The 25,619-nt window shown below is 63.2% G+C and carries 21 protein-coding genes; 13 read left to right on the top strand and 8 right to left on the bottom strand.

Annotated features, from left to right (window positions below):
* Window positions 1–136 precede the first annotated feature (136 nt).
* From P3T21_RS02465 to P3T21_RS02480, 4 genes are all read left to right on the top strand, one after another.
* Window positions 137–1,771, top strand: a complete 1,635-nt coding sequence (locus P3T21_RS02465) for an NADP-dependent glyceraldehyde-3-phosphate dehydrogenase (protein ID WP_429254326.1) — start codon at window positions 137–139, stop codon at window positions 1,769–1,771.
* 156 nt (window positions 1,772–1,927) lie between these two features.
* A complete protein-coding gene (locus tag P3T21_RS02470; RefSeq protein WP_429254522.1) occupies window positions 1,928–4,390 on the top strand; it encodes a transglycosylase domain-containing protein in 2,463 nt (820 codons plus the stop codon).
* A 119-nt stretch (window positions 4,391–4,509) separates the two neighbouring features.
* Window positions 4,510–5,706, top strand: coding sequence for a DNA polymerase IV (gene dinB, locus P3T21_RS02475; protein ID WP_429254327.1), 1,197 nt, complete (start codon window positions 4,510–4,512; stop codon window positions 5,704–5,706).
* 40 nt (window positions 5,707–5,746) lie between these two features.
* Window positions 5,747–6,232: a PH domain-containing protein gene (locus P3T21_RS02480; protein WP_429254328.1), complete on the top strand. Its 486-nt coding sequence runs from the start codon at window positions 5,747–5,749 to the stop codon at window positions 6,230–6,232.
* 57 nt (window positions 6,233–6,289) lie between these two features.
* Here the strand turns inward: P3T21_RS02480 and ydiK are convergent, their stop codons facing one another.
* Window positions 6,290–7,396, bottom strand: a complete 1,107-nt coding sequence (ydiK, locus tag P3T21_RS02485) for an AI-2E family transporter YdiK (protein ID WP_429254329.1) — start codon at window positions 7,394–7,396, stop codon at window positions 6,290–6,292.
* A 108-nt stretch (window positions 7,397–7,504) separates the two neighbouring features.
* Window positions 7,505–7,639, bottom strand: coding sequence for a hypothetical protein (locus tag P3T21_RS02490; protein WP_429254330.1), 135 nt, complete (start codon window positions 7,637–7,639; stop codon window positions 7,505–7,507).
* 88 nt (window positions 7,640–7,727) lie between these two features.
* Between P3T21_RS02490 and P3T21_RS02495 the strand changes: the two genes are divergently transcribed.
* Window positions 7,728–8,018 (top strand): hypothetical protein, encoded by a 291-nt coding sequence (locus tag P3T21_RS02495; protein WP_429254331.1) that lies wholly within the window; start codon window positions 7,728–7,730, stop codon window positions 8,016–8,018.
* A 58-nt stretch (window positions 8,019–8,076) separates the two neighbouring features.
* Here P3T21_RS02495 and P3T21_RS02500 read toward each other — a convergent pair whose 3' ends face one another.
* Both P3T21_RS02500 and P3T21_RS02505 read right to left on the bottom strand, forming a co-directional pair.
* Entirely contained in the window at window positions 8,077–8,907 is an 831-nt protein-coding gene (locus P3T21_RS02500; protein ID WP_429254332.1) for an SH3 domain-containing protein, read from the bottom strand.
* Between the two features lie 33 nt (window positions 8,908–8,940).
* Window positions 8,941–12,276, bottom strand: coding sequence for an adenylate/guanylate cyclase domain-containing protein (locus P3T21_RS02505; protein WP_429254333.1), 3,336 nt, complete (start codon window positions 12,274–12,276; stop codon window positions 8,941–8,943).
* Window positions 12,277–12,499: 223 nt separating this feature from the next.
* Between P3T21_RS02505 and P3T21_RS02510 the strand changes: the two genes are divergently transcribed.
* The 3 genes from P3T21_RS02510 to P3T21_RS02520 all read left to right on the top strand — a co-directional run bounded on the left by P3T21_RS02510 (window position 12,500) and on the right by P3T21_RS02520 (window position 17,891).
* Window positions 12,500–14,734: a SulP family inorganic anion transporter gene (locus P3T21_RS02510; protein WP_429254334.1), complete on the top strand. Its 2,235-nt coding sequence runs from the start codon at window positions 12,500–12,502 to the stop codon at window positions 14,732–14,734.
* 395 nt (window positions 14,735–15,129) lie between these two features.
* Complete coding sequence (amaB, locus tag P3T21_RS02515; RefSeq protein ID WP_429254335.1) at window positions 15,130–16,629, top strand: L-piperidine-6-carboxylate dehydrogenase; 1,500 nt, start codon at window positions 15,130–15,132, stop codon at window positions 16,627–16,629.
* Window positions 16,630–16,718: 89 nt separating this feature from the next.
* Window positions 16,719–17,891, top strand: coding sequence for an NAD(P)/FAD-dependent oxidoreductase (locus tag P3T21_RS02520; RefSeq protein WP_429254336.1), 1,173 nt, complete (start codon window positions 16,719–16,721; stop codon window positions 17,889–17,891).
* Between the two features lie 41 nt (window positions 17,892–17,932).
* Here P3T21_RS02520 and P3T21_RS02525 read toward each other — a convergent pair whose 3' ends face one another.
* From P3T21_RS02525 to P3T21_RS02535, 3 genes are all read right to left on the bottom strand, one after another.
* A complete protein-coding gene (locus P3T21_RS02525) occupies window positions 17,933–18,448 on the bottom strand; it encodes a metal-dependent hydrolase (RefSeq protein WP_429254337.1) in 516 nt (171 codons plus the stop codon).
* A 123-nt stretch (window positions 18,449–18,571) separates the two neighbouring features.
* Window positions 18,572–18,916, bottom strand: a complete 345-nt coding sequence (locus P3T21_RS02530) for a sugar ABC transporter ATPase (protein ID WP_429254338.1) — start codon at window positions 18,914–18,916, stop codon at window positions 18,572–18,574.
* A gap of 295 nt (window positions 18,917–19,211) precedes the next feature.
* Window positions 19,212–20,363 (bottom strand): porin, encoded by a 1,152-nt coding sequence (locus tag P3T21_RS02535; RefSeq protein ID WP_429254339.1) that lies wholly within the window; start codon window positions 20,361–20,363, stop codon window positions 19,212–19,214.
* 634 nt (window positions 20,364–20,997) lie between these two features.
* Here P3T21_RS02535 and P3T21_RS02540 point away from each other — a divergent pair.
* The gene (locus P3T21_RS02540; RefSeq protein WP_429254340.1) at window positions 20,998–21,522 is read left to right on the top strand and encodes a hypothetical protein; all 525 of its coding nucleotides are present in this window, start codon (window positions 20,998–21,000) and stop codon (window positions 21,520–21,522) included.
* A gap of 36 nt (window positions 21,523–21,558) precedes the next feature.
* On the opposite strand, the gene P3T21_RS02545 is transcribed toward P3T21_RS02540, so the two are convergent.
* Window positions 21,559–21,990 carry a hypothetical protein gene (locus P3T21_RS02545; RefSeq protein ID WP_429254341.1) on the bottom strand — a complete coding sequence of 144 codons (432 nt, stop codon included), beginning with the start codon at window positions 21,988–21,990 and terminating at the stop codon, window positions 21,559–21,561.
* A gap of 211 nt (window positions 21,991–22,201) precedes the next feature.
* On the opposite strand from P3T21_RS02545, the gene P3T21_RS02550 reads away from it, so the two are divergent.
* From P3T21_RS02550 to P3T21_RS02565, 4 genes are read left to right on the top strand one after another with little or no spacing between them, the layout of a single operon-like run.
* Window positions 22,202–22,888 (top strand): CDP-alcohol phosphatidyltransferase family protein, encoded by a 687-nt coding sequence (locus P3T21_RS02550; protein WP_429254342.1) that lies wholly within the window; start codon window positions 22,202–22,204, stop codon window positions 22,886–22,888.
* The gene (locus P3T21_RS02555) at window positions 22,885–23,706 is read left to right on the top strand and encodes a HalD/BesD family halogenase (RefSeq protein ID WP_429254343.1); all 822 of its coding nucleotides are present in this window, start codon (window positions 22,885–22,887) and stop codon (window positions 23,704–23,706) included. The genes P3T21_RS02550 and P3T21_RS02555 overlap by 4 nt, the downstream gene beginning before the upstream one ends.
* Window positions 23,703–24,707 carry a flippase-like domain-containing protein gene (locus P3T21_RS02560; RefSeq protein WP_429254344.1) on the top strand — a complete coding sequence of 335 codons (1,005 nt, stop codon included), beginning with the start codon at window positions 23,703–23,705 and terminating at the stop codon, window positions 24,705–24,707. The genes P3T21_RS02555 and P3T21_RS02560 overlap by 4 nt, the downstream gene beginning before the upstream one ends.
* Before the next feature lie 35 nt (window positions 24,708–24,742).
* Window positions 24,743–25,519 (top strand): NTP transferase domain-containing protein, encoded by a 777-nt coding sequence (locus P3T21_RS02565; protein WP_429254345.1) that lies wholly within the window; start codon window positions 24,743–24,745, stop codon window positions 25,517–25,519.
* Window positions 25,520–25,619: the final 100 nt, after the last annotated feature.

A 25,619-nucleotide genomic window follows, 5' to 3' on the forward strand; every position in this document is an offset into this window, starting at 1 on the left:
TGCGCTTCGGGGGAACTGTCGACCGCTTATCGTGATTCACGGGGCGCGATCCGCCTGCTTATCCGTCGAAACTGCAAGACTTCAGACTTTGACATGATAATGATCATTCACGTCGAACGGCCTGAGGGGGAACACCATGTCTACGATCGATTATGAAACGCTGAAGCAACGCTTCCCGGCGTCTGGCGACATCCCGGAAGAATTCCGCCTCTCGTCGCCGATCCATCAGCGCATTTCGCTCGTAGACGGTGAGTTCATCAAGTGGGACGGTGCCTGCAAAACGGTACTGTCGCCCATTTGCGTGACGCAGCCAGACGGCTCGGTACAACAGGTCGAGATCGGCAGCTATCCGGTGATGGGCGACACAGAAAGCGAAGCTGCGCTGGATGCCGCCGTGAAAGCCTGGGATTCCGGCCGCGGAGAATGGCCCACGATGGCGGTCGCGCAGCGCATCGCCTGCATGCAGGATTTCATCAAACGCATGGTGGCGCAGCGTCAGCTGATTGTTAACCTCATCATGTGGGAAATCGGCAAAAGTCTCGCCGATTCGCGAAAGGAATTCGATCGCACGGTCGAATACATGACAGCGACGATCGAGGCGCTCAAGGAACAGGACAACAGCAATTCGCGCTTCATTATCGCGGAAGGCACGATTGGCCAGATCCGGCGTACGCCGCTTGGCGTCGTTTTATGCATGGGCCCCTACAACTACCCGTTGAACGAGACCTTTGCGACGCTGATCCCGGCGCTCCTGATGGGCAATACGGTCGTATTCAAGCCGCCTCAATACGGGACGCTGCTGTTCTATCCGTTGCTCGAAGCGTTTCGCGATGCGTTTCCAAAAGGCGTGATCAACACGATCTATGCGCCTGGCGCGGTTGTCGTGCCGCACATGCTTGCAACCGGCAAGATCAACGTGCTGGCGCTGATCGGTTCGAGCAAGGTGGCTGATCATCTGAAGAAGCAGCATCCGAAGTCGCACCGGCTGCGCGCGATTCTCGGCCTCGATGCAAAGAACGCGGCGATTGTCCTGCCCGACGCCGACCTTGAGCTGACCGTGAAGGAGTGTCTGCTGGGTGCGCTGTCATTTAACGGTCAGCGCTGCACGGCGCTCAAGATGCTCATCGTGCATGATTCGATCGTCGAAGCGTTTCTTGCGCGCTTTTCTGAAGCGCTCGGCAAGCTCAAGATCGGTATGCCGTGGGAGTCGGGTGTCAACATCACGCCGCTGCCGGGTTTGCACAGAACCGCCTACATGACGGATGCCATCGACGACGCAAAGGCCAAAGGCGCGCACGTGGTGAACGATGGCGGCGGCACGTTTTGCCAGACGCTGTTCTATCCGGCGGTCGTTTATCCCGTCAAGGAAGGCATGAAGCTTTACCGCGAGGAGCAGTTCGGGCCGCTCATTCCGGTGACAACCTTTAGCGACATCGAAACCGCACTGGAATACGTCATTACCTCCGATCATGGCCAGCAAGTCAGTATCTTTGGATCGGACCCGGCGCGGATCGGCGAGCTTGTCGATCCGCTCGTCAATCAGGTCTGTCGCGTGAATCTGAACTGCCAGTGCCAGCGCGGCCCTGACGTGTTTCCGTTTGCGGGCCGAAAGGATTCGGCGGAAGGAACGTTGTCGGTGACTGACGCGTTACGCGCATTCTCGATCCGCTCGATGGTGGCCGCTAAACAGACCGACGACAGCAAGGCGCTGCTCGACGCCATCGTGAACGATCATCAGTCGAAGTTCGTGAACACGGGTTTCATTTTCTGACGCCTTGGGAAGCGCACCGGGCCCCATTCCGGCCACAACCCCTTCGTGCCACGCCGCTTTTGGTACGATGCAGCCTTTTCAAGCTGATGGCAGGCCCGCGTGGACCGCAGAAACACGTCATTTGTTCGCGACTATTGTTTAACGCAATTCGCCCGGATCAAGCCGGTCGTCGCTGACCGGCTTCAACGCCTGCGTCACCCGACGCGTCGCGGCGTCGCGCTTACGCTCGCTGCGTTTCCCGCGCTCATCCTGCTTTATGTGCTGGTGTTGATCCCGTTCACACCGGGCATCGGCGATATCCGCAAGGCGAAAGTCGAGCAACCCGCGCGCGTGTTTTCCGCCGACGGCAAGCTGCTTGCCGAGTTCAAGCCGAGCAACCGCGAATGGGTCAAGCTCGCCGATATCTCGCCGCATGTGATCGATGCACTGATCGCGACCGAAGACCATCGCTTCTACGAACATCACGGTCTGGACTGGCGGCGCACCGCGTCGGCGGCGCTGCATACGTTTTCGGGCGAGCGTCAGGGCGGCTCGACCATCACGCAACAGCTTGCGCGCAACCTGTATCCCGACGAAGTGGGCCGTGCGCCCACGCTTACGCGAAAACTCAAGGAAGCGATCACCGCGTTCAAGATCGAAGCGGTCTACACGAAGCCTGAGATCCTGGAGACGTATCTCAACACGGTGCCGTTTCTCTACAACGCGTACGGCATCGAGATGGCGGCGCGCACCTACTTCGACAAATCCGCCGACGATCTCGACGTGCTGGAAAGCGCGACGCTCGCCGGCATGCTGAAGGGCAACAGCTACTACAACCCGGTCATCAATCCCGACCGCGCGCTCCAGCGACGCAATATCGTGCTCGCGCAGATGGTGAAGTACGGACGCCTGTCGCAATCTTCGTATACGTCGCTTGCGAAGCGTCCGTTGCGCATCGATTTCGAACGGCAGATCGAGCCGCCCGGTCCCGCGCCGCACTTCGCGCAGCAGCTTCGCAAATGGCTGATCTCGTGGGCCGACCGTAACGATTACAACGTCTATTCCGACGGTCTGGTGGTGCGCACCACGATCGACTCGCGTCTCCAGACGATGGCGACGCAGGCCGTCGTGCTGCAGGGGAACTCACTGCAGGGCATCGCGAATTCGGCGTGGGGCGCGCGTGCGGGCTGCGCGAATGGCCGCGATCTGATGCAGACCTTCGTGCGCGAGACGCCTGACTATCGCGCGGCAAAAGATTCAGGGCTCAACGATGCTGATGCGCTTAAGCGCCTCGCGTCCGACCGGCATTTCATGCAGGCGCTGTGCGATAGCAAGACACGCGTGCAGGCCGATTTTCTCGCAATCGATCCACGTAACGGGCAGATCCGGGCATGGGTCGGCAGCCGCGATTTCGGCCAGGATCCGTTCGATCACGTGCAGCAGGCGCGCCGGCAGCCCGGCTCGACGTTCAAGCCGTTCGTGTACGGCGCGGCCTTCGAAAATGGCGCGAGCCCCGATGACACGTTCATCGACCAGCCGGTTGAAATCCCGCTCGCAGGTGGCGAAATCTGGAAACCGTCCGACAACGAACCGCCCACCGGTCGGCCGATGAGCTTGCGTGACGGCCTGACGTATTCGCGCAACCGGATCACCGCGCAACTCGTGCAGGAGGTAGGACCGGCGAAAGTTGCACGTCTCGCGCGCGCAATGGGCGTACGCGACAGCAAGCTCGATGTCGTGCCTTCGCTCGGGCTGGGCACGAGCCCGGTGACGCTGAAGGAAATGGTGTCGGCTTACGCGACGATCGCCAATCGCGGCGGCTATATCGAGCCCGTGATGGTGACGCGCATCGAGGACCGCAATGGCGAAGTACTGGCCGACTTCGCGCCGGCATCCGCCCATCAGGAGCTGCCTGTCGATGCGGATCAGACGCTGCTCGACGTCATGCGTGACGTGGTGAATCGCGGCACCGGTTCGACCATTCGCACGCGTTTCGGCATTCGTGGCGATGTCGCGGGCAAGACGGGCACGACGCAGGACAACGCCGATGGCTGGTTCATCCTGATGCATCCGCAACTGGTCGCGGGCGCCTGGGTCGGCTTTAACGACAGCCGCGTCACGCTACGCAGCGATTACTGGGGGCAGGGCGCGCATAGCGCGTTGCCGATCGTCGGCGATTTTTACCAGCGCGCATTGCGCTCGCGTGTGATCGACCCGCAGGCGCGTTTTCCGAAGGAGGAGCCTGGCACGCTGTCTGTGTGGCTCGGGAAGGCTCGCGGATGGGTTCAGCAGCTTTTCTCGCCCGCGCCGAAGCCTGAAACGGCGAGCGGCGCGCGCCACACGCCGCGTCCGCGTGCGGCGGTGACGCCGCCTTCGCCAGCCGCCGGGGTTTCGTCGCCCGCTGTTGCCAGCGCGGTATCGGCGGCCTCTGCGACGCGGGCGCTACCTCCGCTTTTGCCGCCGGTCGTCACCAGCGCGCCTCAGGAAACCGGCGCATTCGGCACCGGAGAGCCCGCTTCGACGCCGACGCCCACACCGGATGTGCCGTCTCCCGACATGAGCACGACACCGGGCGCAACGTCGGGCGCAACGCCGGGCGATCAGACGAAATCACCTGCTGGTGCGAGCTCTGGCGAATGATGTCGACCACAACCCGCTCTTGACGCGCGAAGCGTCCGCCGCACGCCTCGCGTCGCTCGACAGAATCGCCGACGCCACGGGCCGCCTGCGCCAGCCGTATCGGGTACGATATCCAGACGATGAATTCCGCTTCTGTTCCCGCATCCGGTCCCGTCAGGCGCCGCATTGCACACCTGGATATGGACGCGTTCTACGCGTCCGTCGAGCTGTTGCGCTATCCCGAACTGCGCGGGCAGCCGGTTGTGATCGGCGGCGGACGCAACGCGGTGCCCGAGACGCTCGAAGACGGCAGCCGGCGTTTTCGCAAGCTGCGTGATTACGCGGGGCGCGGCGTCGTCACGACATCGACCTACGAGGCGCGTGCGCTCGGCGTGTTCTCGGCGATGGGCATGATGAAGGCCGCGCAGCTCGCGCCCGATGCGATTCTGCTTCCCACCGATTTCGATTCTTACCGGCACTACTCGCGTCTCTTCAAGAACGCGGTGGCAACGTTTACATCGCAGATCGAAGATCGCGGCATCGATGAAATCTATATCGATCTCACCGACGTACCCGGCGAACCCGTCGACATCGGCACGCGCATCAAGCAGGCGGTGCGCGACGCCACCGGCCTGACGTGCTCGATCTGCATTGCGCCGAACAAGCTGCTTGCCAAGATCGGCTCGGAACTCGACAAACCGGACGGTCTCACGCTCCTGACCATTGACGACGTACCGAAACGGATCTGGCCATTGCCTGCGCGAAAAGTAAACGGCATTGGCCCGAAAGCGAGCGAAAAACTGGCGGGCATCGGCATCGTGACGGTCGGCGATCTGGCGGCCGCCGCGCCCGAATTGCTGCAGACGCACTTCGGCCGGAGCTATTCCGCGTGGCTTGCCGATGTCGCGCAGGGCATCGATGAGCGTCAGGTTGTCGTGAGTTCCGAGCCGCGCTCGATGAGCCGCGAAACCACGTTCGAGCGCGATTTGCATCCGCGCCGCGACCGGTCGACGCTTTCCGAGGCGTTTACCGGCCTGTGCATGCGGGTCGCGGACGACCTGCGGCGCAAGGGCTATACTGGACGAACCGTGGGAATCAAGTTGCGGTACGACGACTTCAAGACGGTAACGCGCGATCTGACGATTCCTGTGCCGACGGCGGATGCAACGGAAATTCGCCGCGCTGCAACAGAATGTCTGAAGCGTGTGCCGCTCGACAGAAGGTTACGTCTGCTCGGCGTGCGCGTCTCTGCGTTGTCGCCGGCAGGCAGTGAACCCGTCGCGCCGTTACCGGTTCAAGGCGAGTTGCCTTTCTCGACAGAGAACTACGGCAGATGATTTTCAAAGCAGTTATCAAGGGATTTAAGAGGAAGAGGCGATGGCGAGGCAGGTGATTTACCACGGCACGCCTTCACAGGTCATTAATATCCCGGCCTTTCTGAAGGGCGGTGTTGTCATGGCGCTGGTGGGCGCGATCGATCTTTTTGTGTCGGGTGATTTTCCATTCCAGTGGTCTCTCGTGCTGGTGCAGGCGGCGGCGATCATGATCGGCGTCGCGTTGCCGTTTCTCAAGACTGCATCCACAGAGATCGTCATCGATACCGAGCGGATTACGTGGACGCAGGGCATTTTCGAACGTCGTGTGTCGAGTCTCGAACTGTCGCGCATTCGCAGCGTGACGGTAGTTTATCCGCGGTGGCAACGTGCGTTCGGCACCGGTTCGATCGTGCTCGATACGGGCGACGGACGGCGTCCGATGCGGCGCCTGCCGGGCATCCGCCACGCCGACGAACTGCGCAGGAAGCTCGAAGCGGCGATCGCCGCTTCGCCTGAGATCAAGGACGAAAACCTTCGCTACGCGTAAGGCTCATCGTCACATCGGCGGTGACAGGCTCGCGCCTGTCACACGCCAGATTTGCCCTTAAATTTCCCCTTTGACGTGTGCCGGATCGTCGGCGCCCTGAATGCCGGGCGGCACCGCCTTTTCGTTGATCCATGCGTTGAGCAGCGTCGACGTGACGGCCAGTATCACCGGTCCCATAAAGAGCCCGACGATGCCGAACGCGAACATCCCACCCAGCACGCCTGACAGGATCAGCAGCATCGACAGGTTCACGCCGCGCTTGATGAGCATCGGGCGCAGCACGTTGTCGAGCATCGCGATCATGATCGACCAGATGAGCAGCAGGATCGCGACCAGATGCGACGAGTGGAAAAAGAGCCACGCGACAGAGCCGAGCAGCGGCAGCAGCGGCCCGATCTGCGCGAGACACAGCATCAGCATCACGGCCGTCAGGATGCCCGCACCGGGCACACCCGCCACCCATAAGCCAATGCCGCCGAGCGCGGACTGCGTGACCGCTGTCACCACAATGCCGAGCGCCACGGCGCGCACGGCGAGGGCGGCGAGCTTGATCGCGCCTTCGCCGCGCTGTGCAGCGATGCGGCTGGCAAAGCGCGTCATGAACGCGGCTGCCTTCTCACCGTTCGTGTAGAGAATGCCGGCGATGATGATCGTGATGAACATGTGAATCACGAACACGCCGACGACGGCCGCATGACCGAGCATCCAGCGTGCGCCGATGCTGACATAAGGCTCGACTTTCGCGAGCAGGCCGCCCGGGCCCGCATCCGACAGGGTCTGCCATTCACTCCCAATGCGCGCGCCAATCACCGGAATGCTTTCGACCCAGCCGGGCGGCGGGGGCAACGCGTAACTGGGCAGGCTCTTGATGGCGGCCATGATCTCGCTGCCATGCAACGCGAGCGTCGAGATCGCCTCATACAACGGCACCACGATCACGATCAGCAGGCAGAGCAGCATGAACGTGGTCGCAATCCACCGGCGGTTGCCGCAGCGTCGCTGCACAGCAAGCATCAACGGCCAGGTGGCGACCACGATCGTGGTCGCCCAGATAAGGCCCGGAATGAACGGGCTAAGAACATAAAGACTGCCGACCGTCAGTGCAATCAGGACGACGATTACAAGCAGGGTTCGGGCAATGTCTATCGGATCGCGTTGGTTCAAGTTACCCTCCTGAACAGGTTAGTTGCGCCGCGCCTGTTTGCGCGAGCCGTGCGGTGCGTACCGTATCGTAGCGGTATTGGCACCCGTGCGGCGGTCCTTTATACCAGGTCAGCCCGGGCCGCCGACGAACCAGCGATAGTAAGGGTTCTCAGGGTCGGCGTGCATGACTTTGCCGATGTCGGTTTGCGAGGCGTCACGATCGCCGCGATACGCATCGAGGCCCGCGTCGTAGAACGTCTGCAATGTGCTGCTGGCGTCGATGGCCTGTTGTGTTTCTGCCAGGCGCGTTTGCGCAGTTCAGGTTCAGTGAGATTTAAGGAAGGAGGGGGTCGTGATACGCAAGACGCTCAATGCGTCCCGGTTGCAGACTGAGGTCAGCCGGCGCATTCATCGCATTCATGAAATTGTCGAGGACGGCGTGAAGATTCGCGTGCCGCGTCCGCAGAAGACCGAACCCGACGCGTCCGGCTGCAACTGGACCATGAAACACTTCGGCGGCGCGATCGGTTACGAACGCGATATCGATTCGGTGCTCAAGGCAGTTCGCGCCGAATACAACCTCTCGGACGTGGAAGAGAAAGACGGGTCCGGTCTCTTTCCCGGTTTATCTGATTCCGGTTGAACGGTGCGGCCAGTGGGCGCTCCCGCGCGATGCGGGAGCGTCGGGTTGCATCGTTTCCTTAGTGGGGCGTGGGCTGGGTGCTGTTGCTGGATCCGCCGCCATGCGAAGGCGACGGTCCGGACGGATGAGCGCCGCCACCACCTTGCCCCGGTGGTGGTCCTGGGAGCGGGCGCACGCCACCTTGCGGGGCCCCTGGCGGCGGTCCCGGAGGGTGGCCCCCGCCGCCTTGCCCGGGCGGCGGGCCTCCGTGCCCCGGTGGCGGCCCCGCTTGCCCTAGCGGCGGGCCTCCGTGCCCCGGTGGCGGCCCCGCTTGCCCCGGTGGCGGTCCTCCGTGCCCCGGTGGCGGGCCCCCTTGCCCGGGCGGCGGTCCTCCGTGCCCGGGTGGTGGTCCGCCTTGCTCCTGCGGTGGCCCGCCGTGTCCGGGCGGCGGCCCCGGCGGGTGACCGCCATAGCCGGGTGGCCTGCCATACTGCGAAGGCGGCCGGCGCTCCCATCGCGGCTCGTCGTGATACCACGGACGATCGCGGTAGTAGCGGCCCCAGTACGTGCCAATCCCGAACGTGACGATCGGCACGCCGATCGAGGGGCCATACGTCATCACGGGCACGTCGCTGCCCTGATACGGATAGCTGAGACTCGCGCCGTAGACCCAGCCGCGCAGGTCCGACACCGCGACGTCGCACCACGAATAGCCGCTGACGCAGCCCATCACCTGCACGGGCACGCTGTCCTCCAGCTGGGCGACGACCGGATAGTCCTGCCCCGGACCCGCAAACAGATACACCGGACTATTCGTATACGCCTCAACCGGCTGCGCAGACGAAACACCCGGCAACATCAGCAGACTGGCCACGCCTGCACAAAGGCCGCTGACAAACTGCTTTCGCATGGCTCCTCCCGGATGGCGAGCGTTAAAGCGCGCTTAAGGGTCGAAGGTGTCGAAGGTATCGAAGGCGGTGAGGGCGACGTCCACAGCTTTCAGGTAACGGTCGTAGCCCGCTTCAATCAGCGCGTAGCGAACCCGGGCGAGTTCGCGACGTGTGGCGTCATCCTTGTGCCCTTGCAGCACGCCGGCAAGCACGCGCCCGCGCGCGGCGAACAGATCGGCCCATGGCAGCGGTTCGGCGCGCGTGTAGTGCTCGATGGCTGCGACGTAGCGCAACGTGCCTGCTGCGTCACCTGCGCACAACGTGGCTTCGATCGCGTCGCGATAGAACCACAGATGATTGTGGCCCACCGCGCCGCGCTTAAGCAGGTCCATGCCTTCGGCAAGCCATTGCGCGCGCTCTGCATCGTCCTCGACTGCGCGGCTCAGTGCGCCGAGAATCTTCGGGCCGGTGAACTGCGTGCCGACCTCGCGCGAGATCGCCAGCGCTTCGCGTAGCATTTCAATGGCTTCGTGGCGCTTTCCTTCATCGAGCAGCCCGCGTGCCTGCATCTCCAGCGACTGCGCCTCGAAGCGGCGCGCGCCCAGTTGATGTGCGAGTTGCATGCCACGTGCGAGATGGATCTGCATCGTCGGGATGTCGCCCAGTTCGTAGCTCGCAAACACACCCATGGTCTCGCCGAGCATCTCCGCTCTTGGCTGCCCGACGAGCGCCGCAACGCGCGCCGCAGCGGCGCCGTCTTCGAGCGCAAGCCGAGCTTCGTTCAGGTAGACGCGGCTGAATCCCACCATCGAGCGATGCGCGACTTCGATGCGTCCATAACCGTGTTCGCGGGCCAGCGCCACGCAGCGGCTGAAGTGATCGAACGCCGTGCGCATGTGGCCCTGCGCATACGCTGCATCGGCCAGGCCGCCGAGCGCGCGCGCCTCCGCTTCCGGCGAGCCCGAGCGACGTGCATACGCCAGCCCCTGTTCGTGTCCGGCGCGGCATTCGTCGATCCGGCCGAGCGGAAAGAAAATGTTGCCGCGCAGGTGATAGAGGCGCGCCAGTTCGGGCACCAGATCGAGCCGCCCGGCAATCTGCCCGGCGGCGTCGGTCAGGGCGAGGGCTTCGGTGAGGCCTTCGTTGACCCGCAGTCCTTCCGCGAGTCCAAGCTGCGATTCGCACAGGCTCGCTTCGTCCGGCGCGGCAGCCACGGCCGCGCGATACGTCGCGATCGATCCGCCGATGTCGCCAAGGTCGCGCTGCAATTCCCCTTTCAAACAAATGAGCGCATGCCTGTCGGTCTCTCTCTGCGCGATGACGAGGCCGCGCTCGACGAGACGTAGCGCCGAATCGGCGAGATACGCGGCGCGTTGCGCAATCGCGGCTTCGAGCAGCGCGCGCGGCGCACGATCGTCGCCGGCGCGGTCGAGATGCTGCGCATGCAAGACCGGATCGCTCGTCGCGAACCATTCGGCGGCGCGCTGATGCAGCTCGCGGCGGCGTGCGCGCAACGACGTCGAATACGCGCCTTCCTGAATGAGCGCATGGGCGAAGAGGTAATCGTCGCCCTCGGGTAGCACGAGCGCATTGGCGACGAGGCCGTCGCAGACATAGTCGGGCGCATCGATGAGCCTGCGCAGCAGCGCGAGATCGAAGCGCTGGCCGATCACGGCGGCCGCCTGAAAAGCCTGCCTGTCGAGTGGCGCGAGCCGGTCCATGCGCGCGAGCACAAGACTCTGGATTGTCGCGGGCACCGCTTCGCCGCTGCCTTCCTCTGCATTGCGCAACAACTGTTCGAGAAAGAGCGGATTGCCGCCCGCGCGATCGATGCAGGCGAGCGCGATCCGCTGTGTCGCATCGATGAAACTACCGGCGAGACTTAACGCTTCATCGCCGCGCAGCGGACCGAGATCGATCGTGACGAGCGGCGTGCCGCGACAACTCGCCCGCCACGCGGCATCGAGCGGATCGCCTTCGGCGCGTGATGTCATCACGAGCAGGCCCGGTCCGTTCGCGATGGCTGTCGCGAACGCGGACAGATAGCTGGGCATCTGCGGATCGGCCCAATGAATATCCTCGACGACGATCATCGTCGGCTCGCGCTGGCACGTATGCGCGGTCAGCGTCGTCACGACCGCGCGCTGGCCCCGGGTGCGCGCGGCGTTGTCCATCGCGTCATACAGCGTGCGCCATTCACCCGCCTGAGGGACATCGAGCATGTCGTGAAGAAACACCCGTTGCGCGGGTTCGATGACGCCGGAGGAAACGGCATGCGCGATCACTTCAGTGCGGTCATTCAGGCTCGATGCGGGCACGAGTCCAAGCAGGCTGCCCACGATCGCACGCACCGGCCCTTGCTCCTTGCCCATGCCGAAGTCGAGCACGAGGCCGCGGTGGATACCGAAGCCCTGTGCCGCCGCGAACCGGCGCATCTCGTCGACGAGACGCGTTTTGCCGATGCCCGCATCGCCGCGCACGTAGATGATCTGTCCCGCGCGCTGATCGACGCACGCGTGAGTGATGCTGCGGAACTGCTCCAGCTCCGCCTTACGCCCGACGAATTGAGTGCGGCTTGCCGCTGTTGCGTCAGCGGCGATGCCGAGCAGGCGCCATACGCGCACCGGCGCATCGATGCCCTTGAAGTGCCGCTCGCCGACGGCGTCGGTCGACACGCAGCCGCCGAGGGTGCGCTGCACACTGTCGGAGAGCAGGGTTTCGCCGGGGCCGGCGGCAGCGACGAGGCGCGCGGCGAGATTCACCGAATCGCCAAGCACGGTGTAGTCCTGTGCGTCCGCGCGTTCGAGCGTGCCCGCGACCACCTCGCCGCTGGCGATGCCAACATGCGCCTGCAATGGACGCGGCGTTTTTTCACTGAACCCCGCAAGCGCTTCATGGATGTCGAGTGCGGCCCGGGCAGCGCGTAACGGATCGGTATCGTGCGCGCGCGGCGCGCCGAAGATGGCCATCACGGCATCGCCGATGTGCTTGTCGATCGTGCCGCCATAGCCGAGCACGATACCGTCGACGAGCGCCGTATAACGCCCGGTCAGTTCGCGGAGTTCTTCGGGGTCGAGTGTTTGCGAGAGGGCGGTAAAGCCGCACAGGTCTGCGAAAAGAATCGTCACCTGACGGCGTTCGCCCGAAGGCGCGACCGATGCGGGTGGTGCAGACGGTGCAGACTGTGCAACAGGTGCCGCGGCGGTCGCGGCGCCGTTTCCGGCAATCGCCGCCAGCATGCGCTTGCGATGCCCTAACGAGAGCACGCCAAGCTCCTTCAGGTCCGCGTCGGTAAGTTGCGGCAGCATCGACAGATCGATATCGTTCCCGGCAAACGCGCTTGCGTATTGCCCAAGCCCTAATGCATCGAGCCACTGACCGATATCCATCGCCGTCGCCTGAAGCGGAGTTGAAAGCGGAGTTAAAAGCGGCCTGCGCCCGCCTTCCGGTGCAGGGAGATGCGGGGAGAAGCGGGGAGGTCTGTCACAGTCTAGTCTACGTCGGGCACTTTTAAGCAGGTATGTGAAGCGCGCCGGCAAATTGACACGTTCCAGCGCAGCGGCGGATACTCGTCGGGCCAGGAGTCGACCCGCAGTCATCGGGAGAGCGCCCGTGAAGTCAGGCACAACCGCTTCCGCCACGGATGCACGCGGCCGCCCGCGCGTCGCGGGACTGATCGGTGATCTGACGGCCGGCGCCGTGTCGACACTGGTCATGCTCTGCTACGCGATGAGCCTCGGCACGATGATCTTCAGCGCCGATCTCGCGCGTTACGCCGAACTGGGCGTGCCCACTGCGCTCGTCAGCTGCGTGGTCACGGCACTCGTGATCGCGCTCACCAGTTCAATGCGGGCGAACATCGGCGGCCCCGATAGCAACGCGACGGCGTTTCTCGTCGGCGTCGCGGCCGGTGTGGCGAGCAGCGTGCGCGCCAATGGCGGCTCGCCGAGCACGATCCTGCTGACGGTGCTGATCGCGATCGCGCTGTGTTCAGTTGTGACCGGCATCATTCTCTATGCCATTGGTTCGTCGAAGCGCAGCCGCTCGCTGCAGTTCCTGCCCTATCCGGTGATGGGTGGCTTTCTTGCCGGCACAGGCTACCTGCTGCTTGCCGGTGCGTTTCGGGTGATGACCGGCGAGGCGCCGCAATGGAACACGTTATCCGCGCTGCTCATGCATCTTCACTGGCTTGCGTGGGTGCCGGCGGTGATTGTCGGCGGACTCTTGACCATTCTGTGGCGTCTATGGAATCACGCGGCTGTGTTGCCGCTCACGCTCGCCTTCGGCATCGCGCTTTTCTATCTGCTGCTGCACGTTGCGGGCGTATCGATCGACGACGCGCGGCAAACGGGCCTGCTGCTGCCGCATGTGCCGCTGCACGCGATCCAGCTTCCTGAACTGCATCTGGGTGCGTCGCTGGCGCACGGCGCGATCGACTGGTCGGCGATCGGCGCACATCTGCCCGAGACGCTGGTCGTGACGTCGGTATCGGCGATCACGATCCTGATGAATTCGACTGCGCTCGGTGCGGAAACCGGCGAGGACGTCGACCTGAACCGCGAGATGCGCGCAGCGGGTATCGCGAATATCGCGAGCGGGATGCTCGGCGGCATGGTCGGCTATCAGTCGTTCAACCGCTCACTGCTGAATGTGCGCGCCGGTGCGACGAGCCGCATGGCCGGCGTATCCGCTTCGCTCGCATGTCTTGTTGTACTCGCCATTTCGCCGGATCTCGTTGCGCTCTTTCCAGTGCCCGTTCTCGTCGGCCTGCAGTTTTTCATGGGGCTGCGGCTATTGATCCAGTGGCTTTTCATCGCGTATGGCCGGCTCAACTGGCACGAGTATCTGCTCGTGCCGGTCATTCTCGGCGTGGTGGCGTTTTATGGTGTGGTTGCGGGCGTCGTGGTGGGCGTGATCGCGGCCTGCGTGATGTTTGCGCTGCTGTACGGCCGCGTCAGTTGTGTGCGCATGGAATTTGATGCGAGTACGCGGACGTCGAACGTCGAGCGCAGCATCGAGGCAACGCAGCGCCTGCACGAACTCGGTCCGCAGGTGTGCGGCGCGTGTCTGCAAGGGTTTCTGTTCTTCGGTACGGCGAACTCGATTTTGCAGCGCATGCGTGAGCGGCTCGCGGCGCGCGGCGTAGCATCGGTCCGCTTTGTCGTGCTCGATTTTGCCGCGACCAACGGCATGGATGCATCGGTATCGATCAGCTTCGTGAAGTTGAGGCAGATGTGCGCGTCGAACAATGCGGATCTCGTGCTGACCGCGTTGCCCGCGCGCTCGCATGATCTGCTCGCGAAAACAGGCACGCTGAACCTGCGGATTCATCAGTTCGCGACGCTGGACGCGGGCCTCGAATGGGTCGAAGGACGATTGCTATCCACGCATGCACACGAACTGACGAGCGGCGGCGATGATTTCGAAGCGACGCTCGCGCCGCACTTTTCGCCGCAGGCGCTCGATACGCTGATGGCCTGTCTCGAAGTGCGCGATCTCGAAGCGGGGCAGGCGCTGTTCCGTCGCGGCGAGGCGGGCGATGCGATGTATCTCGTCGAACGCGGACGGGTGACGGTTTCGTTGCCGCTCGCGGATGGCCGCTCCATACGTCTGCGCTCGTTCGGGCCTGGGACGATCGTCGGTGAAATGGCGGTGTACACGCAAAAGGCGCGCAGTGCGGATGTATTCGCCGAAGGGACTGCGCGTGTGCGGCGGCTTTCGCTCGCTGCATTGCGCACGCTCGAGCAGAACGATCCCGTCACGGCGCAGCAGTTTCATCGTTTCGTCGTGAAGGTGATGGCTTCACGGCTCGCTGTTGCCGATGAGGCGGTGCGTGCGGCGCATTAGGCTTCGTCGTGCAAGGCACAGGACGGTGATATAAAGCGCGTCGTGCGCGACTCGATGAAGTCGCGCCTGGCCTCACAGGAGACACACTGTGTTCAAGCAATGCGAATGGCTGAACGTGGCTGCGACATGGGTTCTGGAAGGCGACCTGCTGTGTGTCACGCGACCTGGATGGGTGTTTTCCTATAAGAAACACAATGCACACAGGCAGGCCGGGCATCCGGGCGGGCGGGTGGCTCCAGGCGATCGTGCCCGGAAAAGGGCGCGCTGACGGAGAACCTCCGCGTGCTCGTGGCTATGGCTGGCTCGGGCGTACCCGGGGTTGCCGGCATAAAATCCGGCGTGTATAGTTTCCGAACTTACTTTTGTTTCGTATTGGAAATCAAAGGATTCATGCCATGAACGCTTCGACCATCCTCGCCGACCTCGGCATTACCCATCTGGCTGAAACCGGTGACATCGCCGTGCATTCGCCGATCACCGGCGACCTGATCGGGCGCGTGGCCAGCAACACCACCGCCGAAGTCGACACCGCCCTTGCCAATGCGAAGCAGGCCTTTACTGCATGGCGCGATGTGCCGGCGCCGCGTCGCGGCGAACTGGTGCGCCTGCTCGGCAACCGTCTGCGTGAGAAGAAGCAGGCGCTCGGCAGCATCATCACGCTCGAGACGGGCAAGATCCTCCAGGAAGGCCTCGGCGAAGTGCAGGAAATGATCGACATCTGCGACTTCGCGGTCGGCCTGTCGCGTCAGCTGTATGGTCTGACGATCGCATCGGAGCGTCCGGGCCACCGGATGGCCGAGTCGTGGCATCCGATGGGTACCTGCGTCGTGATCTCGGCTTTCAATTTCCCGGCGGCCGTGTGGTCGTGGAACGCGGCGCTCGCGCTCGTGTGCGGCAACGCCGTGATCTGGAAGCCGTCGGAGAAAACGCCGCTGACGGCGCTCGCTGTCAACCAGATCCTGGCCGAAGCGCTGAAGGAATTCGGCGACGCGCCCGCCGGGCTCACCGCCGTGATCAACGGTGGGCGCGAAGTGGGCGCGAAGCTCGTGGCCGATCCGCGCGCGTCGGTGGTCAGCGCGACAGGCAGCACGGAAATGGGCCGCACGGTCGGCGTCGAAGTCGCGAAACGCTTCGGCCGCTCGCTGCTCGAACTCGGCGGCAACAACGCGGGCATCGTCGCGCAGACGGCCGATCAGGAACTGGCGCTGCGCGGCATCCTGTTCTCGGCGGTCGGCACGGCGGGTCAGCGCTGCACGTCGCTGCGGCGTCTCTTCGTGCATGAGAGCGTGTACGAGCAGACCGTAGAACGTCTGAAGCAGCTTTACGCGAAGGTGCCGATCGGCAATCCGCTCGAAAAGGGCACGCTGATGGGGCCCCTGATCGACAAACAGTCGTTCGCGCGCATGCAGGAAGCGCTGCAGCAGGCGGCAAGCGAAGGCGGCAAGGTGACGGGCGGCGAGCGCGTCGACGTGAAGGGTTTCGAGAACGGCTATTACGTGCGCCCGGCGCTGGTCGAAATGCCGTCGCAAACGGCGGTCGTGCTGAAGGAAACCTTCGCGCCGATCCTGTACGTGCTGCGCTACAAGGATTTCGCTGAAGCCGTCAAAGCGAACAATGCGGCGATGCATGGCCTGTCGTCGTGCGTGTTCACGACCGATCTGCGCGAAGCGGAACGGTTCGTGTCGGATGCCGGCAGCGACTGCGGTATCGCGAACGTCAACATCGGACCGAGCGGCGCGGAAATCGGCGGCGCGTTCGGCGGCGAAAAGGAAACAGGCGGCGGCCGTGAGTCGGGCTCGGACGCGTGGAAGGCTTACATGCGTCGCGCGACGAACACGGTGAACTACTCGTCGGCACTGCCGCTCGCGCAGGGTATCGACTTCAACATCGGCTGAGCGTCGACAGGTCGCGCTGGCTGTGCAGGTGATGTGAACGCCCGGGCGCTGGCGCGCGTCCGGCACGCAGGCTTATCGTGGAGTGAGATGTGATTTCGAGAGTCGTGGTCGTCGGCGGTGGCGTCATTGGCAGTTCGATTGCGTACTTTCTGCGTGCTTCCGATCCAACGGTCGACGTCACGGTGATCGAGCGCGATCCGACGTATGCGCGCTCGTCGTCGGCGTTGTCGGCGGCTTCGATCCGTCAGCAGTTTTCCACGCCGCTTTCGATCCAGATGTCGCTCTATGGCATCGAGTTCCTGCGTTCAATCGGCGAGCGGCTCTGCATCGACGGCGCGAAGCCGTCGATCGATCTGCACGAAGGCGGCTATCTGTTTCTCGCGACGCGTGCGGGCGTCGGAACGCTGCGTGAGAATCACGCGTTGCAGCAGAGTCTCGGCGCGAACATCAGTCTGCTTGATCGCGACGCGCTACAGACGCGTTTCCCGTGGCTGAATACGGATGATCTTGCCGCGGGCGCTTACGGCGAAACCGGCGAAGGCTGGTTCGACGGCTACGGCCTCGTGCAGGCGTTGCGCAAGAAAGCGCAGGCGCTGGGCGCGCGCTACGTCGCGGCGGAAGTCACGGCGATGCGCCGGGACGGAAAACGCGTGACGGAAGTCGTCACATCGAGCGGCGAAACGTACGCCTGCGACGTAGTCGTGAATGCGGCGGGCGCATGGTCGCGCAAGGTCGCGGCGATGGTCGGCATCGATATTCCCGTTTTCGCGCGACGTCGCAGCATTTTCAATGTGAGTTCACCGGCGCAACTGGAGCACTGTCCGCTGCTGATCGATCCGACGGGCGTGTATTTCCGTCCGGAAGGGAAGTCGTTCATCTGCGGCACTTCACCTTCGGCGGACAATGATCCCGACGATCTTCCGCTTGATGAGGTCGATCACGCGCTCTTCGATGAAGTGATCTGGCCGACGCTCGCGCATCGCGTGCCGCAGTTCGAAGCACTGCGCGTGCAGAACTGCTGGTCCGGCTATTACGAGTACAACGTGTTCGACCAGAACGCGATTATCGGCTATCACCCTGACGTCGATAACTGCATCTTCGCGAATGGCTTCAGCGGCCACGGTCTGCAGCAAGGGCCCGCGACGGGGCGTGGCATCAGTGAACTGATCCTGCACGGCAGATACACGTCGCTCGATCTGTCGTCGCTCAGCTTCACGCGTGTGCTGGAGAACCGGCCGATCGTGGAGAAGAATGTGGTTTAGGTGTAAGACGGAAATCTGTTGTGACGGGGCGGCCCTTCGGGCTACCCCAACCACCTCCGCGGCAACATCAACATCCCATGCCCGCCATGCCACCACACATGGCCGGCAACAACCCACGCCGCGAGCCACGCCGCGCCGACGACCAGCAGATCGCAGCGGCCGCTGTTCCACCAGTTAAGCGAATGACGCCCGGCGATCCATGGCACGCCGAGCGGATTGGGCCAGTCGGCGAGCAGATGCATGAGGCCGCCGCACGCGAATCCGAATAGCGGAGCCGCGAACATGCGATGCCCGAGCAGGTGATACGACCACGCGAGCAGCGCGAGCCAGCCGATGCCCCAATGCGTGATCGTGCGGTGCGTGATCCAGAGCCGCCGCGAGCGCGACCACCACGCGACTTCGAGCCAGTCCGGCGCCGTGCCGCCGGCAACACCGCCAGTGAACGCGAGGAACGTCCACAGGTAATACGGACCGCTCGCATGCGCGTGAGCGACGAGCGCTGCAGCAATGAGGCCGGCAGCCCAGCCCGTAGCGTGATGTGCCTTGCTTGATGCCATCGATATCCGCGCCGCGTGAGGAAGAAGGGCGGCTATGTTCGCAGATGCACGCGCCAAACGGAAGCCTTCGCACGCAATACGCGTGCGCGATCCGGCATCGTCAACAGCAACGACCGCTTACGACTAAACCGCGCAGCGCGCGATGTCGAAACGCAGTTCCGGTTCAGGCGGATCTTCCGGCGAATCGTCGGGACGCAGCACCTTGATTACCGAGCCGTGAGCTGACGGCGTCAGCGTGACGAAATACGAGCTGTGCGAACTGGACCCGATCGTGAGTTCAGTCGAGCCATTGGCCCCGGACGTCTCCACACGCGAAAGCCGGCTCATGAGACAGCTGGCGATATCGGCGGTGGAACGTTGCGACGATACGTACATCATCGGGCCGGCGGAACTCGTCTTTGGCATGCTGCCAGAAGAGCTGCACGCGGCGAGGACAGCAACAGGAAGAAGCAGAAGAAGTCTTTTCATTGATCCAGTCGTCAGCGTCCCCGTTGATGCGCGGGAACATGGGGCGCGGGCGGAGCTGCCATCACATGCTCCGCGACGAAGGCCGTCGTTCAGCGCTCGCGCATGTCGCATGCTGTGCGACATCACGCAGAACAGGAAGGCGGCTACCGTAAAGTATACGCGCCGTTATCGAAGGAATCGACCCATGTGTCGATAAACGGCCACGTATAAAAGACGTGCATAAAAAAACGCGCGCGTGGCGGGAGCACGCGCGCGTTTCGGCAGACCGGGCCAGCGGCCCGATCTGCATGCAACATCAGAAGCGGTGACGCAGACCGATCGCAACAGCAGTCTGGTTCGCCGTGGACGACGGCGTCAGCGTGTTGATCGCTGCCACGTTCGCGCCGAAGTTGCCGAGTTCACCCGATGCGTGCTGGTACACGCCTTCCAGGTACACGTCGGTGCGCTTCGAGAGCGAGTAGTCGCCTTCCAGCGACACCGTGTGCCACTTCGGATCGCCCGAGCCGTTCGAACCCGACACCTTGCCGTTCGTGAACGTGTAGGCGGCCGCGAGGCTCAACGCCGGCGTGAACGCGTACTTGCCGTTGATTTCGTAGTTGTCCATGTGCAGGTTCGTGCCGGCGAGACCGCCGATGAACGTGCCGCCTACGTTTGCACTCTGCAGGTTGTCGAGCTGCGTGTGCGTCCACACGAGGCCGACCGTCGCCGGGCCGTACGCGTAGTTCGCGCCGACGCCATACGTGCGTTGCAGTGCGGCTGCGAGGTTCGCGTCGCCGTTACCAGTCGACACAGCGCCGCCCGTGTTGTTGCTGCCTGAGTTGTTCAGCTGCAGGTAGGCAGCCGCGACGCTCAACGGGCCGTTTGCGTATGATGCGCCGACGCTCCACGCGCGGTTGTTCGAGAACTGGCCGGCGGCATTGCTGAAGCCATACAGGCCGCCGAATTGCAGACCAGCGTAGTTCGCGCTTGTGTACTTGACCGCGTTCCTGACGGAGAACGAGTTGTCGAGGTTGTCGTTGTCGAGCGGGTGCCCGGCCAGGTTGTTGCCGTAGCCCGCGCCCGCAGCCGACAGCGGCGCGAGATAGTCGACGACGGAATCATACTGACGGCCGAGCGTCAGCTGACCGTATTGATCGCTCTTCAGGCCGACATAAGCCTGCCGGTTGAACATCGTGTTGTTCTCGGAGAACGCGCCGTTGTTCAGGTTGAAGCCGCTTTCCAGGGTGAAGATGGCGTGCAGACCGCCGCCCAGATCTTCGCTTCCGCGCAGGCCAAAGTACGTGTTCGAGACCGAACCGCTGCCTTGTTGCCAGTTGCTGTGGCCAGCCTGATTGTTCGTGTACACGAGGCCGGCGTCGAGCGTGCCGTACAGGGTGACGCTGCTTTGCGCCTCGGCCGTCGCCGCGAACGCGCCGAGAATGCCCGCAACGATAAGGGTTTTTTTCATGCTTTTAACTCCGGGACAGTGCATAGGGAATCGCATCCAGTTCGACCAGCGATGAAACGGGTCCACTGACGATCCGCTGCGAAGTGTATTCGTCTGCTGACAGATTTTTATCCCATTCGGCGCAATAGTGATTTCCGGAAAGCGTAATGACAGCTGTAAATGCCGCAACTACGGATTTACAAACGGATTTTCGGTTTCGATAATCAGCCGGACAGGATGTTTTAATTCGAACGCCGTTGCTCAGCCGCGACGGGAGGCGCTGTGCAGCCCGCTGCCTTCACCCGCGCATTATCGATTTCAGTGAAAAGTTCACATGTGTTCGCGCAAAGTATTATTACGGTTTATGACATTTTTGTTGGCGCCGGTGCAGGTTTTAACTTGCTCCACCTCGGACCATGAGGTTGTCTCTGTTATTCTTTAGCACGGCTTTCGGGTCGTGTTTTTTTGCATATTGCCAGTAATAAATTTTAATTAATGCGATATGCGCAATTCATCGTTCCGTTATTGGATCCGCTTTCGGTCCCGCAATGGGAATGCCTTGTCCGGTTGGCCTGGAGGCGCGTTCAGCCGCCGCGATGCGGGTAAAATCCGGCGCTTGTCTGCCGAAATGTCCCTGAACGTGAGTAAACCAGTCATGCCCGAAAAGTCGCTTCCATCGTCCGATCTGCCCGCTGAAACCGAAACGGCCGTGCCCGAAGTCCAGCAGGATCCGCGTCTGTGGCGCGACGACGGCTGGACGGCGCGCGTCATCAAGAACGGCGACGACGACGGCTGGGCAGTGGAAATGATCAAGGACGGCGAGCCGGAACCCGCGCTCGTCGGACCGTGGACGATGGGTCGCGACAAGAAGAATCCGAAGCCGCTCGATACCTCCGCGTTCAATACGCTGGTGAAGACGGCATCGGAGGTGTTGCGGCGTCACGAGCAGCAGTTGCACGCACTGCTGCACAAGAGCGTGAACGTTGCCTCCGCATCCGGCGACGACGAACTGGAGATCACGCTTGACATCGTTCCTTCGGAAGACGATCCCTATGCGCTATTGACGGCGCTCGACCCGTTCGGCGAACAGCTCGCGCAGGTAAAGGTCGCGCCGAACTTCAAGCTCACCAAGGCGAGCGCGGCAACGTGGGTGGAGAACGACTTTCGCCGGCCAGGCTGAGTGTGGGCGCTTTTTACCGGGGCGCCGCGCTCCCGCTCAGCTCCGCTTGCAGAAGATGGCGGTCAGGTGCGGTCCGGCGTGGTGAACGATGGCGGTGCTGCCGAGGCCGTCGAGCACGGCCTGCACTTTTGCATCGCTAGCGAATACAACGACGCCGTAAGCCGATTTCGCCAGCGGCTCGCCATCGCCGTTGCGGAACATCGGATCGTCCTTCTCGAAGCCAACCACGGCAAATACGGGGAAGCCGAACGCCGTGAGCTTTGCGCCGCGCGACGGCCAGAATGCGTTAATCGAGTTGCTCTCGACGCGCATCGGTTTCGGATCGATCAGTTGCTGGTCGGCGAGGTCTGCGAAAAAGCGGTGTGCGGAAGTGTTGCAGGCAAGCGCCGCGTCGAGGTCGGATGCACGTGAAAAGGTCGGCAGAATCGCGAGAAAAAGGGCAAGAAGTGCAGGGATGATGCGTTTCATGAGAATCCGGGTGGTGCGTTCGCAATCCGCCGGCGCCAATCGCGGCGGGGGTTGCGCAGCGGCCATGACACTCATGGTGGCGCAACAGGTACCGAACTTTACCGGGAATCTCAAAATCGTGCTTTCAGGGGCAAACGGAAACGACGATTTCGCGCAACGAAACAGTGACGTAAACAGCAAGGATTTCATAACCCGTATATATTTCCGGGTTATGAATCAACGCTCCCCTATCCGCCAGAACGTTCCCGCGCCCCGCACCTGGGACGCGCGGCTCGCCCGCCGGCTGGTGACGCCGCTCATCGACACCCGGATCACCCCCAATCATCTCACCACGCTGCGCCTCCTGATCGGCCTGGCTGGCGCACTGTGCCTTGCTCGCGGCGACTTCGCCTGGTCGAACGCGGGCGCTTTGCTGATCGTGCTGTCGAACTTCGTCGATCACACCGATGGCGAACTCGCGCGCATCAGCGGCAAGACGAGTCGAATCGGTCATTTTTACGACCTCGCGAGCGACGCGCTTGTGACCGTGCTCCTGTTCCTCGGGATGGGCATCGGTATGGGCGCGATCGGTGGCCACGGTCGCGATCTGATCGTGCCGTCGGCGCTCCTGGGTGGCATCGCGGGCGTGTCTGTCGCCGTGATCTTTTTCCTGCGCATGCGGATCGAGGAAATGGCGGGTAAGGCGGGCACGAAGCAGGCTTCGGCCGGCGGCTTCGAGACCGAAGACGTGCTTTATCTGTTGCCGCTCGTCACGCTGACGTCCGGCACGTCGCTGTTCATCATTGCCGCATCGATCGGCGCGCCGCTCTTTGCCGTGTGGGTGATGTTCGATTACCGCCGCGTGGCGCGCCGTGCGCAGCCCGACGCGCAAGCCAGTCAGGTGTGGGTTAGCCGATGAGTACGCATGCAGGGGACGACGTGATGGAGCCCGTCACGTTCGAAAGTTCACGGGCCGCCGGCTCGCATCGCGCGACGCCTGACGCCGATCGCGCCGTCGCGAGTCGCACGCACGGATTTGACAACGCGCGCCTGCGCAAGGATTTCGCGGATCAGGGCGCATTCCTGTATCTCGACGATTTCCTCGCCCCCGAAGTAACGGAGCAACTCGTCGCGAGCGCCCGCGGGCTGCTCGACGAGGTGAACCGCAATTACCTGCCGGGTCACAAGCAGGGCGGCAGCGTGAGCCGTCATACGATTGACCGTCTCGCGCCGTTCATCGCGGAACTGTATCGCTCGAAGGAACTGATCGGCTGGCTCGAACAACTGTCCGGCGACAAGCTGATGGTGTCGCCCGCCGACGATCCGCATGCCTACGCGCTGTACTACTACACGCGTCCGGGCGATCACATCGGCTGGCACTATGACACTTCGTACTACGACGGCCGCCGTTACACGCTGCTGCTCGGCGTGATCGACGAATCGACTTGCCGTCTCGACTACGAACTCCATACCCGCGACGAAAGCAAAGCCGACGTGCCGGGCTCGGTGCAGATTCCGCCGGGCGGTCTGGTGTTCTTCGACGGCGACAAGCTGCGTCATCGCATCTCGCCGATGGGCGCGAATGAAATGCGCGTCTCGCTGACGTTCGAATACGTCACCGATCCGAACATGCGGCCGTGGAAGCGTTTTATTTCGAACATGAAGGACGCGATCGCGTATTTCGGCTTCCGCCAGGTCTTCAGACAGCTGATGAAGCGCAACGGAGACGCTGCGTGACGCGCGCCGCCATGATCCTGCTGTCGATCGGAACTGCGCTCTTCGTCGCGCTGCTCGCGTGGCACGGTTTCGGCTCGGTCGCCTCGACGCTGCTCGCGGCGGGCTGGGGCCTTGCGATTGTCGCCGCTTTTCACGTGCTGCCGCTCGTTCTCGATGCGGGCGCGATCTCCGTACTGTTCAAGCCGCGTCAGGATCATATGACGCACCGCGATGCCGTCTTCGCGCGCTGGATCGGCGAATCGGTGAACAGCCTGCTGCCGGCGGGCCAGATCGGCGGTCCTGTCGTGATGGTGCGGCAACTCTCGCAGCGCGGCATGCGCATGCGCGACGCGGCGGCCGCGGTCACCGTCAGCACGACCTTGCAGGCGCTCGCGCAGATCGTTTTTGCGGTCGTCGGCCTGCTGCTGTTTAGCGCCTACGCCACGCATGGTCCGCTGCGCGAACTGCGTACCGCGACGTTGATCGGGACCGGCGTGCTCGGCGGCATGGTCGTGATGTTTTACTTCGCGCAGCGGCGCGGTCTGTTCGGCCGCTTGCTGCGCACCGTGTCGAAAGTGTTTGGCAAGCGTGACTGGTCCGCGTTGACTGACAGCGCCGACTCGATCGATGCCGCCGTGCACGCGCTCTATCGCGAGCGCGGTCGCGCTGCGGCGAGCTTCGCGCTGAGTTTTGTGGGCTGGCTCGTGGGCACGGTCGAAGTGTGGCTCGCGTTGCGCTTTCTCGGCCATCCGGTCGACTGGATCGATGCGATGCTGCTCGAAAGCATCGGTCAGGCCATCCGCGGCGCGGCCTTCGCGATTCCCGGCTCGCTCGGCGTGCAGGAAGGCGGCTATCTGCTGCTGGCGCCGCTCGTTGGTCTGCCGCCCGATGCGGCGCTGGCGCTGTCGCTGACCAAACGCGCACGCGAACTCCTGCTCGGTCTGCCGGGCCTGCTGTACCTGCATTTCAGCGAACGAAACTGGCAGCGCCGTCGTGCGACGCGCGTGCCTGTCGCCGATTAACCGTTTTTTAGCGTTTTTACAAAAAAGGGCCGCCCATGCGCGCGATCATCCTTGCTGCAGGTCTTGGCCTGCGTCTCCAGCAACCGGCTGGCGATCAGTTTCCGAAGTGCCTGTTGCAATTCGACGGCGTGACCCTGCTCGAGCGTCATCTGCAGATGCTTGACGCCGCCGGCGTTCACGATGTCGTGCTCGCGCTCGGCTTCCAGCCGGAACTTGTCGAGGCAGAACTGACGCGCATCGGCTGGCCGCATCCGGTCGAGATCGTGTTGAACCCGCGCTATGACCTCGGCAGCGTGCTGACCGTGCATACCGTTGCTGACGCGCTCACGCGTGGCGGCGACGTGCTGGTGATGGACGCCGACGTGCTCTACGACGAACGCATCCTGAGCGAGCTCGTGGCGGGCGAATCGGTCAACCGTCTGCTGATCGACCGCGATTTCGAAACCGGCGACGAGCCGGTCAAACTGTGTCTGCAGGATGGCGTGCCGGTCGAACTGCGCAAGCAGCTGGCTGTGGGCCTGCAATTCGACACGATCGGCGAATCGGTTGGCTTCTTCCGCTTCCGCGAAGAAACCGCGCGCCGTTTCGCTGAAATCGTTGCGGGCTACATCGACAGCGGCCGCGCGAACATGCCGCACGAAGAAGCGGTGCGCGACCTGCTGCTCGAACGCAGCCAGGTGTTCGATACCGCCGACGTGACGGGTGCGCCGTGGATCGAGATCGACTTCCCGAACGACGTCGCCCGTGCGGGCCGCGAGATTCTGACGCAGTTGCGTCCGTTCTTCAGCCTCGCCCGTCAGACCACGCCTTAAAGCCCTTAGCGCATGAACGCATGAATGCATGAACGCGCGCCGCGCCGCGCGTTCATGCACCTCCCGTCGCAAAGGCTGCCGCTTGCGCCGGCATATCAGT

This window comes from Paraburkholderia sp. GAS334 (genome assembly GCF_050436625.1).
Lineage (GTDB): Bacteria > Pseudomonadota > Gammaproteobacteria > Burkholderiales > Burkholderiaceae > Paraburkholderia.

Coding starts and splice junctions, on each gene's coding strand:
- P3T21_RS02465 (WP_429254326.1), top strand. CDS start 137: ATGTCTACGATCGATTATGAAACGCTGAAGCAACGCTTCCCGGCGTCT.
- dinB (WP_429254327.1), top strand. CDS start 4,510: ATGAATTCCGCTTCTGTTCCCGCATCCGGTCCCGTCAGGCGCCGCATT.
- P3T21_RS02480 (WP_429254328.1), top strand. CDS start 5,747: ATGGCGAGGCAGGTGATTTACCACGGCACGCCTTCACAGGTCATTAAT.
- P3T21_RS02500 (WP_429254332.1), bottom strand. CDS start 8,907: ATGCGAAAGCAGTTTGTCAGCGGCCTTTGTGCAGGCGTGGCCAGTCTG.
- P3T21_RS02505 (WP_429254333.1), bottom strand. CDS start 12,276: ATGGATATCGGTCAGTGGCTCGATGCATTAGGGCTTGGGCAATACGCA.
- amaB (WP_429254335.1), top strand. CDS start 15,130: ATGAACGCTTCGACCATCCTCGCCGACCTCGGCATTACCCATCTGGCT.
- P3T21_RS02525 (WP_429254337.1), bottom strand. CDS start 18,448: ATGGCATCAAGCAAGGCACATCACGCTACGGGCTGGGCTGCCGGCCTC.
- P3T21_RS02530 (WP_429254338.1), bottom strand. CDS start 18,916: ATGAAAAGACTTCTTCTGCTTCTTCCTGTTGCTGTCCTCGCCGCGTGC.
- P3T21_RS02535 (WP_429254339.1), bottom strand. CDS start 20,363: ATGAAAAAAACCCTTATCGTTGCGGGCATTCTCGGCGCGTTCGCGGCG.
- P3T21_RS02540 (WP_429254340.1), top strand. CDS start 20,998: ATGCCCGAAAAGTCGCTTCCATCGTCCGATCTGCCCGCTGAAACCGAA.
- P3T21_RS02545 (WP_429254341.1), bottom strand. CDS start 21,990: ATGAAACGCATCATCCCTGCACTTCTTGCCCTTTTTCTCGCGATTCTG.
- P3T21_RS02550 (WP_429254342.1), top strand. CDS start 22,202: ATGAATCAACGCTCCCCTATCCGCCAGAACGTTCCCGCGCCCCGCACC.
- P3T21_RS02555 (WP_429254343.1), top strand. CDS start 22,885: ATGAGTACGCATGCAGGGGACGACGTGATGGAGCCCGTCACGTTCGAA.
- P3T21_RS02565 (WP_429254345.1), top strand. CDS start 24,743: ATGCGCGCGATCATCCTTGCTGCAGGTCTTGGCCTGCGTCTCCAGCAA.